Genomic DNA, 19,167 nt, shown 5'->3' with positions numbered 1-19,167 from the left:
AATCAATCAAATAGAAATGATAAATATTTAATTGATATATTATCTATATGGTATTTTTCACGGTGAAGTTCATAGTCACTTATAATTCTTTTCCTTGTTGAAGCATTTATCATTAAAGTGTTCAAATGAATTTTATAGCATTCTTTGTCACCAAGCGGAATTAAAAAGCCATTCTCGTTATCACGAATTAAATCACTTGGTCCTGCAGGACAGTTATAAGCAATACAAGCGAGGGGGTATGCTATTGCTTCACTTAAAGCATTTGGAAAACCTTCTGAGACTGACGTAAAAGCGAATATAGTTGCTTGTGACAAGTAATCATCAACATTTTTAACTGCACCTATGAGTTTAACATGGTCACCAAGACCATTACTATTGATCTGACCTTGTAAAACATTTTTTTCAGGGCCATCACCTAATATCCATAATTCCCATGATTTCATCGAATCTACTTCAGAGAAAATATCAATAAGTTCGGAGAAATTTTTTGTTGCTATCAACCTTCCAACAGAAATAATTATATTTTTATTCACAGGAATATTGCTTTCTTCTATTTGCCTTAATGGGTTGGCTATTACCGCAATATTTTTATTATATTTTTTTTCTAAAGCAACACTTTTAGCTGTTTGAGTTTGAGCGATCATACCAGCAGCAAATGGATATATGAACTTACGCAATAACTGTATGATAGACCGAAGATTTACATGTGGATTACTTCTATCAGATATATATATTGGAACATTTGATATTCTAGAACTAATTATAGACAAGGGGTTGAAAACTTCACTAAAAGAGAGTGCCACCGTTGGTTTTATTTTTAAAAGAGCAGAAGTTAAATAGAAAAAAACCTTAGCCTTTCCCATCAAGCCTGCTTTATAGTCAAATTTAGGTTGAATCACATCAACTCTATCGTCTAATTCATATGCAACCTTACTTTTTAAAAGACAAATAATTGATACATGAAAGCCATTTGCAACCGAATAATTTGATAATAAGCAAACGACTCTTTCCATGCCTCCCATCTTTAAGGTAGGAACGATTATGCATAATTTCTTTTTATTCAAAAATGACCTCTAACCTTCATCTTTATTAACTAATTCTTCAACCATCCACGCATAAGGTTGGATTTCTGACTTATGCCAATTTAAATCTCTACTCCAGTAACCTGGGCAGTCAATGTAGCCATTCATAGCAAAGCCATAACTGATTTCCACTATCAGAGGTTTATTGTCGTAATCAAAAATAAAATCATAAGCTAAGCACTGTGCATTTAATTTTTTATTCACATCAAAAGCGACTTCCAAGCAGCGTAGATCTATTGTTGAATGATCATATTCAATACTACCACTGCCTGACGCTCTGAAATCATCAGGCCTGACTAGTCGTTTTATGGCAAATGCTTTATCTCCGATGACAATCACTCGAATATCGAAGCTATTATTTGGTATAAATTCTTGAAAATATACATACTCTTTTTCAGGGCCTTGGAGCCTAGCATATTCTGTCAACACAAATAATCTAGCAACTCCTTTTAAGATGCCTGCGAAAGTATCTTTACCGTCCCTAAATTTATTGAAGCGGTCTTTTAAGTTTCCAATACGGTCAAACTGCTCGAACCCTTTACCAAAGGCTTTGTTAATTAATTTAATCGACTCCTTTTCATTTCTAACCAATTTAACATTGGTAGCCCCTGCACCGCCTTTCAATTTAAAAACTTTAGGATAAGAAACAGCCTTAGCCCAAGTCGTTGCCTCTTTCTTATCATAGAAAACATAACTAGGAACTAATGGTGCGCCGATAGCTTCAAGCAAGTATTTCTGTGCAACTTTGTCATCAAAATGCCAACCTGTATTGAAATTAGGGAAAACCTTAATGCCGGTCTGCTCTAAAGAAAATAATATTCTTTTTGCTGTGATCACATCCTTAAATTGACCGTGATGGTGATGCCACATAAAAGCATCGCAGCCTTGCAATTGTTCAATAATATTATCGTCATAAGCATTAACAATCTTATAATCAATACTATTATTTTTACAAAAAGAGATCCAAGGCTTAGAAAAGCTATTCTCTCTATGGTGTATTGCTATTTTCATTTTATATATCCAGTGTTCTAATTATTTTTGCAGGGTTCCGCTGAATTAATACATTATTTGTAAAGACTCCTTTAACAACAAAACCTGCAGCTATAACCGAGTTGTCACCTATAACTGTATCTTTAAAGTTATTGCATTTAAACCAATCCAGCAATTATCGCCAATTATTATTTTTTGCTTTTATCTCTTCCTTAAGTCCGATTTTTTGAATTTAATATATGTCACTACAATCGATAATGCTAACACAAGCTGTAATAACTGAGTTTCCACCTATTACGATTTTTTTGCGCATTAATATAAGTACCATTGATACTACAGTTATCGCCAGTCACACATTCTGCACCTGCCTTATCAACTAAAATAGTGGTAGGAAATGGCACTCCTGCATGGCAGCCATTACTATTAGAGCGCAGATAAACATTGTTACCCTATCGTCAATTTGTTTTGACTGGTCTTTATTTTTATATGCAGCTCTAATGTAAAGCTATTTCCAAACTTCGCATTCGGATTGTTTTTCTTTATGAATAACATTTTAATACTAATTAATATTTTTTAACCTTTACATACTGGTACATCAAAGTCCCCCCCATTAAAAATCGCCCAATAACTAGCGTTAATGATGCCCCAATAATCCCATAGAAATAAATTAATGGCAGCGAAAAAGCAAAAGCAATCAATGAGCAAAAAATAGTATTTTTCATCACCAGTTTGTCTTGTCTCTTAATAATAAAGTAATTAAGCCCATAGATATCATAAGCAACAAAGCCAAGAATACTTAACCCCATTAATAAAAATGTAGGTAAAGCCAGAGGGTGATTCAGGTTTAAATACCAAAAAATTAAATTGCTTGACGCAAACAATATTAATAAACCAAAAGTAACTAAAATAAACATTAAATTTCGGTACATCTTAAATGCATCTTTTTTACGATTTATAAATGGAAAAAAAACCCGAGATACTATACTTAATAACATTACACACAGATCTATTATTATTCTTATCGCGCTATAAATACCTAAAGTTTCTATATTAACGAATAACCCAAGTAACAATGATGTGCTATTATTATATAAATTAGGCACAAATTGATTAATAAAAATAGGGAAGTTTTTAATAATAATTTTTTTTATACTTTTTAAAGGCGGCGCTATAAACTTAATTTTATATTTTTTATATAAAATCCATTGCCCAATAACTCCTGAAAATAAAACTCCCGCACTTGCTAAAAGTGAATAAAAAGCATAATCACCTTTTTCTTTAATAAAGATAAATATACTTAAGGTAAAGAATATTTTTATAACGACATTAATGAGTGTGATGTATTTCATTTTTTCAATTCCCTGAAAAAACCACTCAGGGAACAAAGCAAAGCCTACCAAAGAAAGCGAAGCATATAAAAAAAGCTCTTTCTCTTTATAAAAAGGAGGATATAAGCTGACAATAAGCATTATCGTAGCCAACGATAACAATAAAAAAGCAAGCTTAATAATCATAACCCGACTATAAATTAGGTTAAGTTTATTAGGACTATTCCTGTGAGTAGCTACATCCCTAACCGCAGTGACCTTAAAGCTATAATCAACGATTGCCTGAAAATAAATAATTAATGCTGTAGCTAAAGCTATAAGGCCATAGTTTTCATAACCTAAAACACATAAGACATAAGGTAAAGTAATTAATGGCAACAACATCGTTACAATTTGCAATACAGATAAAGATAAGAAATTTTCTATTAAAACCTTCCCATCTTTTGTTTTAAGCAGTGATATTAATCTCATAGCTGAGTTTTATTTGCCAATGAACACTTAATCAACCTAATAACTTCTTATACCAAGGCATTGCTTTACTAATGCCCTGTAATATTTTGTATTCTGGTGCGTAACCTAATTTATTAACGGCTTTACTTACATCCGCCTGAGAATGCCGTACATCACCAGCTCTAAAGTCACGATAGGTTGGCTCTTGAGGGTAGCTAATACCGTTATCATTAAGTCCAGCTTTTATTGCATGGAACAATTGATTGAGTGAGGTCCTACCTCCTACCGCAACATTGTAGACTTGGTTCTTAGCTTGATCAGTTGCAGTTGCAGCAAGTATATTCATTTGTACTGTATTTTCAATGAAACAGAAATCACGGCTTGTTTCACCATCACCATTAATGAATACATCTTCACCTTTGATCATGTCAGCAGTCCATTTAGGAATTACTGCTGCATAAGCTCCGTTAGGATCTTGACGTTGACCAAACACATTAAAATAACGTAAGCCAATTGTTTTAAAGCCGTAGGTTTTTGCATAGACCCCCGCATATAGCTCATTTACGTATTTAGTTACGGCATAAGGCGATAGTGGATTACCTATATTTTCTTCTACTTTTGGCAGTGCAGGGTGATCACCGTATGTGGAGCTACTTGCAGCATAAGTAAAGCTTTTAACGTTAGCTTCTTTAGCTGCTTGTAGCATATTTAAAAAACCAGTGATATTCGCAGCATTAGTTGTTACGGGATCTGCTATTGAGCGTGGTACTGAGCCAAGAGCCGCTTGATGTAATACGTAATCGACATCTTCACCGTTATTAGCTAATGCTGTTTCGCAATCTTGGTAATTACGAATATCACCTTCGATAAAATTAAAACCTTGCCACTGCTCTGCAGTTACTAAACCTTTTACTTCATCAAGGTTATGCTGATGACCCGTTGCAAAGTTATCAAGCCCCACTACTTTTTGATTTAATTTTAATAAATGCTCTAAAAGGTTTGAGCCAATAAAACCAGCAACACCTGTCACTAACCAGGTTTTAGGAGAAGAAAGTAGTTCTACTTTAATTTGTTCGTAACGAGTCATGATATTCCTTGTTTGAGCTAAAACTTGCTAAAATTCAAAGCATTATTAGTTTGTAATGCTGATCTTAAAAGCGCGAGCTTGAACCCACGCTTACAATGATTACAAACGTATATCTACGCTCTGTTTTGGTAGTACGTACTTTAAGTCGTAAAGTACGTGTTCTGCTTTGCCTAATGCACGAATTTGCTCTGCGCCCATTTCTTTAAATTCGTTATGGCCGACAGCAAGAATAATTGCATCGTAGTTATTTTTTTTGCGCTCTATGGTTAGGCTTAAACCGTATTCGCGCTGTGCTTCATCGTTTGAGCACCATGGATCGACTATATCCACATTAATATTGTATTCTTTAAGCTCGCTAACAATATCGACCACTTTTGTATTACGTAAGTCTGGGCAGTTTTCTTTAAAGGTTAAACCCATTATCAGTACATTTGCGCCATCTACATGGATACGCTTTTTAAGCATATTTTTAACTAGTTCCGACACCACATGTTTACCCATACCATCATTTAAGCGACGGCCGGCTAAAATCATTTCTGGGTGGTAACCTACGCTTTGTGCTTTATGAGTTAAGTAATACGGATCAACACCAATACAATGTCCGCCAACTAATCCTGGACGAAATGGTAAAAAGTTCCATTTAGTGCCAGCCGCTTCTAACACTTCAAGCGTGTCGATACCTAACTTATTAAAAATAATTGATAACTCATTAATTAAAGCTATATTTACATCGCGTTGCGTGTTCTCAATTACTTTTGCAGCTTCAGCCACTCTAATAGAGCTCGCTTTATGTGTGCCGGCCGTAATTACTGATTTATAAAGTTGATCAACTTTTTCAGCTATTTCTGGATTCGATCCACTCGTAACTTTTAATATGTTAGTTACGCGGTGCTCTTTATCGCCTGGGTTTATACGCTCTGGTGAGTAGCCGGCAAAAAAGTCTTTATTAAATACAAGGCCTGATACACGCTCAACTACTGGCAAGCACGCTTCTTCTGTTGCGCCTGGGTATACCGTTGACTCATAAATGATTATGTCGCCTTTTTTAACCACTTTACCTAACATTTCACTGGCTTTGATTAGTGGTGTTAAGTCTGGCTGTTTATGTGCGTCAATAGGAGTTGGTACGGTAACAATATATACATTACAGCTTTCAAGGTCTGACACTGTATAAGAGAAATTAAGTTCTGGAGACTCTTTAAGTTCATCATCACTTACTTCAAGTGTAGAGTCGTGGCCTGCTTGTAATTGTGCAATTCGACCTTGGTTAATATCAAAGCCTGTTACTGGAAATTTCTTGCCAAACTCAACTGCTAATGGGAGGCCTACATAACCTAATCCTATAATGCCAATTTTTAGGTCCGTTAATGAATCGTGCATAATTGTACTCTCTTTGTTTGGTTGTAGAGCTTCGAGCTTTGGACTGCGAGCTTCGTAAAAGTTAAATTTAAAATTGGTTTCATATTAAAACGTGCAGTAAAAAAACGAGTATTTAGAGGTATACTCGTGGGTAAAAAGCACGTTTTACAATCTATTTTTGGTGGCTTACCATTCATTTTTAACAACGAAAACACTTTGCATTTACTAAATCAGTACGCAATGGCTCACCACTAAATTGCATTTTAGCAATTTTATATCTCAGTGATATTACAACCCACTGAGACACTTTTTTCCATATTGAGACAGTCAATTTAGACTATCTCTTTGTAATTGCTTGTTTTTGTACTTTTATTTAAAAGTGCCCAATAGGCCCCCATTTTTATAAATTATTTATCACTTTTGTATTCGTAGTTGTAATACCCGTAATAGCCGTATGCATTACTGGCTTTTTTAACTACGCCGTTAAATACAACGCCTTTTACGTCTATGCCATTTTGTTCAAAACGATTTCGAGTTAATTCTATCTCTCGTACATGATTTTGTCCAAAACGGGTTACTAGTAACGTAGTGCCTGTATGCGCACTTACAATTGCGGGGTCAGTTACTGCAAGTATTGGAGGGGTGTCGATAATTATAATGTCGTAAGCGGCGCTTACTTCTTCAACTAACTTACTAAAGTTGCTATGCATTAATAGCTCTGAAGGGTTTGGCGGTATTTGTCCACGCGTAATAACACTTAAACCTTCAACTTTGGTTGGTTTAGTAACTTGCTCTAGGTTTAAACGGCCAGATAAGTAATCACTTAATCCATCGTCCCACTTTAACCCAAACTGCGTTTGTAAGTAGCCTTTACGCATATCGGCATCAATAATCAGTACTTTTTTACCGCTTTGCGCAAGCACACTTGCTAAGTTAACCGATATAAACGATTTACCCACACTTGGGCTTGGGCCCGATATAGCAATAATATTATTTTTAGCTTCCATCATCGCAAAGTGCAAACTTGTACGTAAGCTACGCAGTGCCTCTATTGCTAGGTCAGCTGGGTTATCAAGAGCCAATATGCTTCTAGGCTTATTTGTTTTGTTTTTACGGGCTCGTTCAGCAAAGCCACTTAGTTTATCTTGGTAATCTGAGTGCGGTACACTTGCGTATACAGGTAGGCCTAGCGCTTCAATTTCTGCAGGGTCTTCAACGCCTTTGTGCATTGCCTTTTGTATAAGCACTATAGCCACAGCTAACATACCGCCTAGCATAGTCGCCATTACGACTATTAATGCTTTTTTAGGTTTAACTGGCTTGCTGGTGTTTACCTCGGCGTAGTCAATTATACGTACGTTACCTACAGTGCCTGCGCGAACTATATCAAGCTCTTGCGTTTTACTAAGTAACAATGTGTAAATTTGGTTGCTTACCTCAACATCGCGTCTTAAGCGAAGTAGCTCTTGTTGAGTTTCTGGCAGATTACCTACCTCACCTACAAGCTCTTGCTTTTGGCTTTCAACCGCCTCTATTTGCTCCAGAATACCTTGGTATGTTGGGTGATCTTTTTTGAATTTACGGCCAAGCTCTAACCGTTTTAGGTTTAGCTCTTGTAACTTGGTTTCAAGCTTTACAACTTGTTCAAGCACACCTTGTGTTTCGAGTGTTATGTTTATTGATTGGCGTTTAATTTGGTAGTCGTTAAAGCGTTGCTCTGCGTATTCAAGCTGTTTTTTAATTTCAGGCAGTTGTACTTCTAAAAACTCCAGCGACTTTTGTGCTTCAGCGCTGTTACGTTCAACATTACGGCGTACATAAATAGCCGCTACTTTATCAAGCACTTTTTCGGCGTAGCTTGGTTTAATGCTTTGTAAGCTTAAGTTGATTATGCCTGAGTCTTTGCCTTTTTCACTTGCACCAATTGCAGTTTGCAAATCTAAAATAGTATTTAAGCGATCTTTACGGGTAATTGTAAACTCTGTACCAGGGCGTGCCTTTAAAGTACGAATGGTTAAGTTAAACTTACCGTTTGTAAGCTCCTCGCCTACTTTACCCGATAATATTTGCTCACCGTCACCATTTAAAAGTGTAAGACCATTGTTAGCTTGCGCTACCAAAGTAAATTCCTGATTTACTGCAGTGCGTGGTACATCAAACCTAAATACATTTATACTCTCGCCGCCCCATGCGTAGCTACTTGCGCCAAAACTTGGCTCGGCTAAATTGCCATCTTCCATTGGGGTAAAAGTGCGGTAAGCTCGGCTACCTATAAACGGAAATAGCTTAGGCTCTGCTATTACATCAAGCTTTAAAGTGTCTACTGCCTCGCCTATTATACTGCGCGACTTTAGTAACTCTATTTCGGTTACTGCAGCTGATGTACTTTCGAACATGCCTGCCATATCGTCAAAACCAGGGACTGATGCGCCGCCGTCTTCAACTTGTATCATGGCTGTTGCTTGGTAAACTGGGGTACTTAATACAGCATAAATAACACCTACAAACATAAACACCGCAGTTACGGCTACTATAAAATATTTGCGATCTAGCAATGCGCCTAGTAGCGCCATTAAATCAATTTCTTGCGTTGGTTGTGTGTTATTAGTGTTTTTATTATTAGCGTTACTAGCGCTGTTATTCGGCTGGGTATTCATTAAATTAGCCATTCCTTATAAATACTTTTGCCAAGCGCTACATGCGCTGTCGATTAATGTATAAACGTGTTCAAAAGCCTCTTGGCTTTGGCGGTAAGGGTCTGGTATTTCAGCGTTATTAATCCATTTACCGAGTAAAAACGTTTTACCGCGCGCCTCTGGGTAGCGAGCGTGTACGTCGTTTAAATGGCGCTCTTCCATTACTAGTATTACGCTGTTTTGCGCAACTAAGCTTGATGTAAGCTGTTGCCCTTGGTGGGCGTCCATATTAATGCCATGAGTGAGTGCTATTTGTTTTGCTTTTGCATCTGCTGGTTTGCCTTCAAGTGCTGTTAGCCCAGCAGACGATACTTTAATATTTTTGCCTTCAAGCTTTTGCTTTAAAACATACTCACCCGTTGGGCTGCGGCAAATATTACCTGCACACACCACTAAAACTGAATCAAACATTTTTAAAAACCCTTAGTTTGCAGTTATATCGTCAACACTATCTACAGTAGCAATTGACGGTAATAGTAAGCTAATTACACGGTTCCAACGGGCAAGTGGTGCCGATGTTACATATACAATATCGCGCGGTTGTAACTCAAACTGCTCAGCTAACACCATTGCCGCTATATTTTTAGCATGTAATTGGTATACGTTTGCAATAATACCGGTTTGCTCTACGTCACTTTTTCGCAGTACAAATACACCGTTAGCGTCTGCTGTTGCCTCATTCAAGCCGCCCGAGTCGCTTAGCGCTTCGGCCAAGTTTAAACCATAACGGTTAAGCGTTACTGAACCTGCTTTTTTAACGTCACCTAATACAAATATTTTTTGTGCATCGTTACGGTTCACGTGCACTATGTCGCCATGCTGCAATAAGCGGTTTTGCGAAATATCACCATGGGCATAAAAGTCATCAAGTTTTATAACTTCTGTTTTGTTGCCACGGGTAAATGTAACTGTGCGCCAATCGGCTGCATCTGTTAAACCACCTGCTTGGTTTAGGGCATCTATTAATGTAAGTGGAATTTCGGTTACTGGGTATACACCAGGTTGCTTTACTTCGCCGGTAACGTAGGTTTTTTGACTTCTAAAGCCAACTACTTTTACGTCTACTTGAGGGTCTTCTATTACTCGGCTTAGGCGTTTAACAAGCTCATTACGTACTTGGCTTATTGTTTTACCTGCTGCGGGTATATTTGGTGCGTAGGCGTAAGTAATGGTGCCGTCTCGTTGTACTCTAAAGCCGTCAAATTCTGCGGTACGTTGTACTGCTGCCGGTATTGTTAGCTCTGGGTGATCCCACACGCCTATGGTTAGTACGTCGCCAACACCTAGTTTGTATTCGTAGTTACTTACATTTAAACCATCGGTGCTTGAAATTGGTTTAGCTGCTATACGCGCTTGATTTTGTTTATTTATTAGTAGCGAGTCGATTATTTGAATGTTTACTTTTTCGAGATCTTGTTCGAGGTTTTGTGTTTGCTCGCCTGAGTCTATACCTTCAAAGTGACTGCCTGGTACTATTGTACAGCCGGTCATGCTTAGTATTGCGAGTATTGATGCGAGTGATTTACAGCTTAACGCCATTGTAGAATCCCAAAATTATTTAAATATTGCACTTGCCCACCAACCTTGGTGAGCACTTGTATTTTAGCCGGCTAATTAAAGCATGAGCCCTATTGTGAAGCAATAGGCTATGATTTGTAAAATCTTTGTTACTTAGTTTTAATTGGCACTGAAATTATATCAGCATTTTCATAAGGTATTTATGAATAAATTCAATTGGATGTAGTTTTTAGTAAAACACCAGGCTCATTAATATCTAATTGCATAAAATAAAGTGAACTAGGGTAAATGAAAGATCACTAAAATATAAAGATTACGAGCTTTACTCGTCACGCCAGCAAGCTGTGTGTCTACAAGTAATTTTAACCACGGAGCTTTAAGTGCTTTGGGCACGCTTCCGCCCTTAGGTTACAGTTCCTACTTACTGATATAAAGCTATTTTACGCGGCATAAAGCCGCTGCTACGCTTTTTAGTTATTGTTGTTTAATATCTTTATTATCTACACTTACTTCAATTTTTTGATTAAGTAAGTTAATTAATAAAATACTGCGCAAGTCGCCATCTGGCTCTTTGTATATTGCTTGTATATTATTAAATGAATCGTTATTAACACTTACTGCATCGCCTATTTTTGGTGTTTTTGATTCTGTGGTGTGCGAACGTTCATTTTTTAGTTGGTCAATTATGTGCTTAGAAACCACCTGATAATTTGATCCATAAGAAACAAAACCGCCTATTCCACGTGTATTTTTTACAGCAAAAAAGCTACCATTTTTTGAATCAAGGCATACAAATAAATAATTAGGGAATAAAGCAGTTTGTTTGACGGTACGACGACCTTTAACTAACCTTTCGGTAGTTAATTTGGGGTAAAACGCTTCAATCCCTTGATTTTGCAAATTAGTTTTAGCTCTCTCTTCTTGCTTAGGTTTGCATACGACTAAATACCAACTTTCCATAGTAGTCCTTAATACATCACTAAAATTGCAATAAATACAACACTAAACTATTTACGCGCTGCATTATAACCAGCATAGAGCGTCTATGTAAATAAGCCTTAGTGGTAAATAGCTACTCACTTGGGTAATTATTTTTATTTAGTTTAAGAGGAGTAAAGTCTTTAACGCTAGTTTAGTACCTAAAGGCATGTTTAGATTGAGCTAAACAAAAGTTTAGCCGCGAAAATTTACTAAAAACTTTAATTAATATTCTTTAAAAATATATAAGTAAGAGCGCGAAGTAAATTCGCACCTACAGGTGATATGTTGAAGGTGAGGTTATTAATTTAGCCCAAGCGTTAGAACCTTGAATAATTATGGCTTTACTTCTACCTTAAAATTCAATGTAACAAATTGATGACAAGGAAGCACAATGCAAATACTTCATCACGGAGCCGTTAATGGAGTTACTGGTTCGTGCCACGAGCTGGTAGTTAACGAACAAACAAGTGTCCTTATTGATTGCGGGTTATTTCAAGGCGAAGACTCTAAAGCCGACCTTTCAATTGAGTTTAATATTACCCATGTTACTGCCCTTATTGTTACCCATTGCCATATTGACCATGTTGGTAGAATTCCTTACTTATTAGCAGCCGGTTTTAAGGGCCCTATTTTTACAAGTATTGCATCGGCCAGCTTATTACCTTTAGTAATTGAAGATGCTTTAAAAGTGGGTGTAACCCGCGACCCTAAAATTATAGCTGCCTGCTTAAGCTTATTAAATAAACGTATAGTTGCTGTAGATTATAAAACGTGGTTTGAACTACCTTGCAAAGGGCTCAATAAAGCTAAAGCGAGATTTCAGCGTGCGGGCCATATATTAGGTTCTGCTTACGTAGAAATTGATGTTACAAATAATGATAACAACAAACATCGCGTTGTATTTTCAGGAGACTTAGGCGCACCATACACCCCGCTACTCCCTTCACCTAAACCGCCCTATAAAGCCGATACTCTAGTTATTGAATCAACCTACGGTGATAAAAATCATCAAGGCCGTAAAGAGCGTACTAAAACGCTAAAAAGTATTATTGAACGCGCCGTAGCCGACAACGGTGTTGTTTTAGTACCTGCTTTTAGTATTGGGCGCACACAAGAGCTGCTATATGAGCTTGAGCAACTCATACATAGCTCATCTAAAAAGTCTAAGTGGCGAGACATTCACGTAATACTCGACTCCCCTATGGCAGCCAATTTCACTGAGCAATACATAAATTTCAAGCACTTATGGGATAATGAAGCCAAACGTAAAGTTACAAATGGTAGGCACCCGCTCGATTTTAAAAGCCTAACTACTGTTGATTCACATAAAGAGCATTTGGCTATTATTAACTATTTAAGTTCGCGGCAAACACCAGTAATAATATTAGCAGCAAGCGGTATGTGCACTGGTGGCAGGATAGTTAATTACCTTGAGCGATTTTTAAATGATAAAACCACCGATGTATTGTTTGTAGGTTACCAAGGTAATAAAACTTTAGGCCGCGAAATTCAAAAATATGGCCCACGTAATGGGTATGTTTTTATAAATAATGCTCGTATTACTATAAACGCAAAAGTACATACAATTAGCGGGTACAGCGCCCATGCCGATCAAAACGGATTAATTAAGTTTGTAACGGGTATGCATAAAAAGCCAAGCCATATAAAAATTGTGCATGGGGATGATGATGCAAAGCGCGCATTAGCAAATAAGTACAAAGAGGTTTTAGGTAATGATGTTGAAGTTGAGATAGGTAAATCGTAGGCGAGAAGCTTCCCCTCGCAATTTGGTAAAAAGATTGTATTAAAATAAACTCAATATTTAAGAATAAAACCTCTTATACCATTAAACTCACTCACGCCTACTTTAATACCCACTTTAGTTTTGTGGTCTGTTGCGGTAGTTAAATCTTGTGTGTCAGCATAGGTTTTGTAAACATCACCCGCTTGCATTTCACGGAAACTCTCTTTAACTTCAATACCCAGCTCGGCTTCAATCGCTTCTATAAATTTCATTAAGTTAATTGGGCTGTCGTGGCCTATGTTATAAACAGCATAAGGTGCTGAACTTGTTGCTGGAGAGCCTGCTTCTACTTTCCAATTTGAATTTGCTGGAGGAATTATATCGGCTATTTGCACAACTCCTTTTACAATATCATCTATATAAGTAAAATCACGCTCCATATCACCATTATTATTTATATCTATTATTTCGCCTGCGAGTATTTTTTAGTAAATGTATACGGCACCATATTCGGGCGACTCCATGGGCCGTAAACTGTGAAATAACGCAGCCCTGTTGTTGGTAAACCATATAAGTGTGAATAGCTGTGCGCTATTAATTCATTTGCTTTTTTATTCGCAGCATAAAATGATACAGGGTGATCGACACTGTCTGCGGTTTCAAACGCTGTTTTTTCGTTTAAACCATATACCGAACTAGATAATGCGTAAATTAGGTGTTTAACTTTTTGGTTACGGGATCCTTCAAGTACGTTTAAATGCCCTACTAAATTTGAATCGGCGTACGCGTCGGGGTTTTCAATTAAGTAGCGTACCCCTGCTTGTACCGCTAAATGAATTGCTTTATCAAACTGCTCGGCTTTAAAAGCTCGCGCATTAATGCACGTTCGCTTATATCTAATTAAATAAAGGTAACGTTTTTATGGCGTTCAAATAAAACTAAACGGGCTAGCTTTAGGTTTACATCGTAATAATCATTGAGGTTATCCATGCCTACAGCTTGATCTCCTGCAGCTAATAACTTTTGACTTATAGCTGCACCAATAAAAACCTTCAACACCCGTAACCAAATATTTCATAAAGAACTTAAGTTTTATTTTATTAACCATAAAGTTGACTAATTACAACTATGCATTTAATACTATTTGATATTAAAGAACAAAAGGAACGTTCTTATTGATGGATGTAGCCACAAAGAAGCAAGCGCATGCTTTATATAACGATTACTTTTTTGGCTTCGATAAGCCCTAGCTAAAACATGCTCTAATCTTGATTCAAAAACTTTTTTATCTTTGTTGGGTATTGTTTTGAGCTTTTTTTTATATTTTTCTTTTAAATAAGCTACCGTATTTAAATGCTTATCAACATTACCTGTAATTTGTTTACTTACATTAGAATGCACTGTATAAATTAGGTTATGTTTAGTGTCCCAAATACCCTGGGTTAGTTCTAATACTCTAATCCACAGATCATAGTCTTGTAATGATTGTAAGTTATTATCAAAGCCCTTCGTTCGCTCAAGAAACTCTCTTTTAACTGCAACCCCTGAAGTAGAGCCAACATAGTTTCCGTTCCAGATAGAACCTTCTAATTTTTTATGTCTACTTTTTCTTTTTATAATATCAAGATCTGTATCTTGTACGAAACATTTCCCTGTAAAAACTAAGCCTACTTTTTCATTACTTTCAAACTGTTCTAATTGATCTTTAATTTTACCATTAAGCCAATAATCATCATCATCTAAAAAATGAACAATAGAGCTAGAGGTTATTTTAATTCCTAAGTTACGAGAATAATTGCCTCCTTTTGATTCAGAGTTATAAATGTAATTAAATTTTATGTTTAGTAGTATGGCTAATTCTTGAAACCTTTTTAAAAGATTATCTGGAAGTTGATGAACTGAACAATCATCTATAATAACCAACTCTGCAGGAAGCACGGTTTGAGAAAAAACAGATTCAACAGCTCTTTCTAAGTAGTCAATTCTATCTTTAGTTGTTATTACAACTGCGCTATCCATTATCTGAACCTCTTATAAGCAAACTTTTTGACCCATGTTGGTGAAACTCTCATTAAAAAAAACACAACTATAAAGGCTAAATCTAAAGGTTTTTTTGATAACTTTTGCCATGCAAAAAACTTGAGTTTAACTTCGTTAAGTACCTTTTTTTTACTCCGTCTTTCAAAGAAATTATTACCTACCCTAAAAAACAATAATGGTTCGTTTAGGTTCCCAAACTTATAGCCTTGCTCTAATAACCTGATCCATAAATCGTAATCTTGAGTATTTAATAATGTTGCATCGTATCTAAAGTTATCTTTAGTAAACACTTCAGATTTCATAAATACCGTTGGATGGTTAACAGGGCACCTTCGTACAATATTTTTTAAAATTTCGGAGGGCTCACTAAACATCTTTTTTTCTTGCTGATGAGTACCGTTCTCATCTATTTCTATTAAATCGCTACCTATGATATCTAGGTTATTTTTTTTTATAAATTCAAGCTGCTTTTTAAAGCGATCTACGTGCGAAATATCATCCGCGTCCATTCTTGCAATATAATTATAATCCTCTTGCTGGACTATGTTTAGTAGCTCGTTTAATCTAGTAGCTAGGCCTTCGTTGTACTGATTAAAATATACACTTACTTTATTGTTGGTATTAAGTACCGTTAGAAAGTCATTTAAATCATTATCGACAACTCCATCTACAGCTATGAAAAAATGAAATTGTTGATATGTCTGATTTAGAATACTCTCCACTGATTCAATTAAGTAAACAAGTGAATCTGCTTTATAAACAGACATTAATACGGCTATTTTATCAGGCATTATTTGATCTCATTTTAGCACCTAGTGCCTGATCGTAACTTTGAGGTTCGAAGGCTCCAAGGCCATTTTCAGGAAAGTTAGTTAATTCACCAAAGTAAATTTTCTCATCCAGTATATATAAATCAACTCTGATAAAATCAAATTCTTGCGATAATTTTTCAGCTATACCTAAAGCTGATTCAAATAAACGCGGCTTTTTGGTTGGCTCACCAGAAGGGTAAATAAGCTTCACATCTAATTGCTCAAAGTCTCTACTATAAAGATTTCTTTTATGATCTTTAAATCGCTCTAGATCTATTTGTACTAGCTCGACCTTGCCATTGAGACAAAAAAACTTATAGTCAGGCGGTACGTCAGAGTTAAAGCTGATAAACTCTTCGACCACTAATTCTCTTGGTGTGTTTTTATACACCCACTCTCTTCCTAGTAGGTAGTAATCTGTTTTTTTCCACTCTTCGGTCGCATTATAAACTTCGTTAAACTGACACTTATTTTTATCAACTATTTTTACCATTTGAGAACCGTGGCGAGCTTTAATCACAAAGCATTCTGGTAACCCATCCCAAACCTTTTTAGTGAATACTTTTCCAGACCAAAGCAAGGGTATTAAATCGACACCACTTGTTGTCTTTTCTACAAAGTCTCTAACTAGCAGCCTGTCAGTAACGGTTTCACGGAGTTGCTTTTCTTCGCTACCCATCAAACCACATTTTTTACTAAGCAGCTTCTCACTAAAACTACTGCCATTTAAATTAGGGATTTTCTTATGATATAAAGAATACTTAATTATTGAGAAAAGCTTATCTGGTACAAAGCTCAATACTTTAGCTATAAAAAATTTCACTCTCATTACGGGCTCCTAAATATATCAATCAAGCTAACTTTAACTCTTTTGATTTTTTACTTAAAACAATACTAAGACATAAAAAAAGTCCGTAAGCAGAGCTAAGCTCATACGACAGGTGCCATTGTATTAGGAAGTAAATTGTTATTAAAAATATAAAATCGAGATCAGATTTATTGCCTATGTTTTTATATATTTTTACTAAAGTAAAAATAATTATTAGAGTAAATAATAAAGCAAGTACAAAGCCGCCCACTATTAAAAACTCTAACATTAAACTATGAGGATAAAACCCTAAAAGTGGTACGTAAGATCTTAAACCGTAACCCCAAAACTGTTCCGAACTATAGTTAAATACTTCAATGTAATAAGTATACCTAGCTTCTTCTTCAATACTAAAAATCAGACGTTCCATTTTTGCAATGACAAAAGATGAAAGAGTGTATATTTCTTCCCAGTAGGTAATAACAACAGGCGCTGTAATAAGAAAAACATAGAGTAAATATCTTTTTCTTTTATATTTAAAGCTCATATATATTAAAAGCAGTACAGTTCCTAAAAGAACACCACGAGCAGGCGTTTTTAAAACCATAAAGAAAGAAAAAGCAAAACATAGCAGCAGAAAAACCTTTAATACAACTCTTTTTTCTCTTAAAAATAGTAGGTAGCAAGCCAAGACCGTAATTCCAATGGGAAGGCCTAAGTTTAGATAACTTAACGCCCCCGAAGGCGAGGCCTTAATGATACCTAAAAAGCTTAAGCTACAGAAGGCGAGCCCGTACAGAGCCGCGATTTTCATCAAAAACGTACCTGATAAATTTATTTTACTGGAAAATACAACCCCTAAAATTACAATACAAATAATATTGATTAACTTAAAAACGTACTCGAAACTGAGAGTTGCACGTCCTTGCCAAAATGAAAGTACTAAATAGCCAAACAATAAAGTTAAGATACTTAGGGCAAAAAGCCCTTCCCTGTTAATAGTAAAATACTTGTAACCCAAAGCTAAAATAGCTAGAGCAAAAGCTAAACAAATTAAATTTAAAGCAGGACTGAAAACAAAAAATTTCATTGAAGGTAAAAAAATCGTTACCCAAATCCAAACTAAGCAAAAATAAGAAAGGATTACTTCAATGTTAAGTTTAAAACTTTTACCCATTCTTTTTCCCAATTAGCCTTAGAGAATGAACTCTTAGCCGTGATGTATGCATTTTTTTGATATGTTATTAATCGTTCTTTTGTTTCGATTAAATCGCATAGTTCTTTGTAAAACTCGTCAAATGTGGGAGGAACTAATGAGCCATTAAAATTATTAAGAATAATATTTGTCATACCACCTACATTGGATGCAACAACTGCGCAGTTTGAAGCCATTGCTTCTAGTAGCGATAATGAAGTTCCTTCTGAGCCTACAGAAGGAACAATTGCAATTGAGAAACCACGATGAAAGTCGATTGATTTTGAAGAATCAAATTTAGTTAAAAATATACGTTCATGAGACTCTACAAGCTTTTTGACTAGTGGAAGTTTTGGACCATCTCCAGCAAAATAAAACTCAACATTTTCATACTTACTAACTAGTTTACTGGCTAGCTGAAGCGCAATATCTACACCCCGTCGGTCAACAAAGCGCCTTGCAAATACAATACTTATTTTGTCGTTATTTTTTTCAATTGGTTCTGCTGGTATATCAGTAAAATTAGGTATTACATGTATCTTATTTGAAATTTGTGCACTCGAACGATAGGTTCGATACCAGTTTAAAAAGTTGTAGTCAACACAAACCGCAGCTCTAGAATTTTCAAAAATTTTAATCGCTTTATGCCGTTGTAATGTTTTATAAACCCACGTTAAACCGTAATTAACTAATGCTCTTTTTAAAGGTGAATGCATAGCTTCAGTATCAAAACCGATGCCATGTTGGATACTAACAGATTCAAACTTAGTGCTCGGCTGTGAGTATTGATCAGATCCCCAAATTAATAAGGTACTTTTTGCAGAGTTTTCAGATTTGAGGTATTTAAATGTTTTTTTAGGATTAATTTCCCCATTAGTATCTACCCCCTTAACAATATAATGTGGTTGTTCAATCTCAAAAAAATGCTTGGCACTTTGATAAATAACAGGCTTAACTTTAAAATTATCAAAAATAACCTTTGCTAATGCACTTAAATAGGTTTGGATGCCCCCAATCGTTTTATGATCACCATCAAGGGTATAAAGACGATCAATTAAAATTACAAAATTGTGCATG

15 protein-coding genes and 1 pseudogene are annotated in these 19,167 nt (G+C 35.8%); 1 reads left to right on the top strand and 15 read right to left on the bottom strand.

Annotated elements, in window-relative coordinates:
* Positions 1-2: 2 nt before the first annotated feature.
* From PARC_RS02585 to rfaH, 9 genes are all read right to left on the bottom strand, one after another.
* Entirely contained in the window at positions 3-1,064 is a 1,062-nt protein-coding gene (locus PARC_RS02585; protein WP_033012859.1) for a glycosyltransferase, read from the bottom strand.
* Positions 1,065-1,073: 9 nt separating this feature from the next.
* A complete protein-coding gene (locus PARC_RS02580; RefSeq protein ID WP_010554157.1) occupies positions 1,074-2,093 on the bottom strand; it encodes an ATP-grasp domain-containing protein in 1,020 nt (339 codons plus the stop codon).
* Positions 2,094-2,635: 542 nt separating this feature from the next.
* Positions 2,636-3,871, bottom strand: a complete 1,236-nt coding sequence (locus PARC_RS02575) for an oligosaccharide flippase family protein (protein ID WP_010554156.1) — start codon at positions 3,869-3,871, stop codon at positions 2,636-2,638.
* A 31-nt stretch (positions 3,872-3,902) separates the two neighbouring features.
* Complete coding sequence (locus PARC_RS02570) at positions 3,903-4,937, bottom strand: NAD-dependent epimerase/dehydratase family protein (RefSeq protein ID WP_010554155.1); 1,035 nt, start codon at positions 4,935-4,937, stop codon at positions 3,903-3,905.
* Between the two features lie 99 nt (positions 4,938-5,036).
* Complete coding sequence (gene tviB / locus PARC_RS02565) at positions 5,037-6,317, bottom strand: Vi polysaccharide biosynthesis UDP-N-acetylglucosamine C-6 dehydrogenase TviB (protein ID WP_010554154.1); 1,281 nt, start codon at positions 6,315-6,317, stop codon at positions 5,037-5,039.
* A gap of 386 nt (positions 6,318-6,703) precedes the next feature.
* A complete protein-coding gene (locus PARC_RS02560) occupies positions 6,704-8,953 on the bottom strand; it encodes a polysaccharide biosynthesis tyrosine autokinase (RefSeq protein ID WP_010554153.1) in 2,250 nt (749 codons plus the stop codon).
* 15 nt (positions 8,954-8,968) lie between these two features.
* Positions 8,969-9,403: a low molecular weight protein-tyrosine-phosphatase gene (locus tag PARC_RS02555; protein ID WP_010554152.1), complete on the bottom strand. Its 435-nt coding sequence runs from the start codon at positions 9,401-9,403 to the stop codon at positions 8,969-8,971.
* A gap of 12 nt (positions 9,404-9,415) precedes the next feature.
* Positions 9,416-10,531, bottom strand: coding sequence for a polysaccharide export protein (locus PARC_RS02550; RefSeq protein WP_010554151.1), 1,116 nt, complete (start codon positions 10,529-10,531; stop codon positions 9,416-9,418).
* A 453-nt stretch (positions 10,532-10,984) separates the two neighbouring features.
* Positions 10,985-11,470: a transcription/translation regulatory transformer protein RfaH gene (gene rfaH / locus PARC_RS02545; protein ID WP_010554150.1), complete on the bottom strand. Its 486-nt coding sequence runs from the start codon at positions 11,468-11,470 to the stop codon at positions 10,985-10,987.
* 412 nt (positions 11,471-11,882) lie between these two features.
* Between rfaH and PARC_RS02540 the strand changes: the two genes are divergently transcribed.
* Positions 11,883-13,256 carry an MBL fold metallo-hydrolase RNA specificity domain-containing protein gene (locus tag PARC_RS02540; protein WP_010554149.1) on the top strand — a complete coding sequence of 458 codons (1,374 nt, stop codon included), beginning with the start codon at positions 11,883-11,885 and terminating at the stop codon, positions 13,254-13,256.
* Positions 13,257-13,313: 57 nt separating this feature from the next.
* Here PARC_RS02540 and PARC_RS02535 read toward each other — a convergent pair.
* From PARC_RS02535 to PARC_RS02510, 6 genes and pseudogenes are all read right to left on the bottom strand, one after another.
* Positions 13,314-14,313: pseudogene (locus PARC_RS02535) on the bottom strand (NAD-dependent epimerase/dehydratase family protein).
* 62 nt (positions 14,314-14,375) lie between these two features.
* Positions 14,376-15,254, bottom strand: coding sequence for a glycosyltransferase family 2 protein (locus PARC_RS02530; RefSeq protein ID WP_010554146.1), 879 nt, complete (start codon positions 15,252-15,254; stop codon positions 14,376-14,378).
* Positions 15,254-16,066, bottom strand: a complete 813-nt coding sequence (locus tag PARC_RS02525) for a glycosyltransferase (RefSeq protein WP_010554145.1) — start codon at positions 16,064-16,066, stop codon at positions 15,254-15,256. Before PARC_RS02525 ends, PARC_RS02530 begins: the two co-directional genes overlap by 1 nt.
* Positions 16,059-16,916 (bottom strand): ATP-grasp fold amidoligase family protein, encoded by an 858-nt coding sequence (locus PARC_RS02520; protein ID WP_010554144.1) that lies wholly within the window; start codon positions 16,914-16,916, stop codon positions 16,059-16,061. The genes PARC_RS02525 and PARC_RS02520 overlap by 8 nt, the downstream gene beginning before the upstream one ends.
* 22 nt (positions 16,917-16,938) lie before the next feature.
* Positions 16,939-18,072 (bottom strand): O-antigen ligase family protein, encoded by a 1,134-nt coding sequence (locus PARC_RS02515; protein WP_021032092.1) that lies wholly within the window; start codon positions 18,070-18,072, stop codon positions 16,939-16,941.
* On the bottom strand, positions 18,039-19,166 hold the full coding sequence (locus PARC_RS02510) for a glycosyltransferase family 4 protein (protein WP_010554142.1): 1,128 nt from the start codon (positions 19,164-19,166) through the stop codon (positions 18,039-18,041). Before PARC_RS02510 ends, PARC_RS02515 begins: the two co-directional genes overlap by 34 nt.
* Between the last annotated feature and the right edge of the window lies 1 nt (position 19,167).

It is taken from the genome of Pseudoalteromonas arctica A 37-1-2, from assembly GCF_000238395.3.
Lineage (GTDB): Bacteria > Pseudomonadota > Gammaproteobacteria > Enterobacterales > Alteromonadaceae > Pseudoalteromonas > Pseudoalteromonas arctica.
The sequence above is the reverse complement of the archived record's forward strand: the minus strand, read 5'-3'. Positions and strand labels throughout refer to the sequence as shown.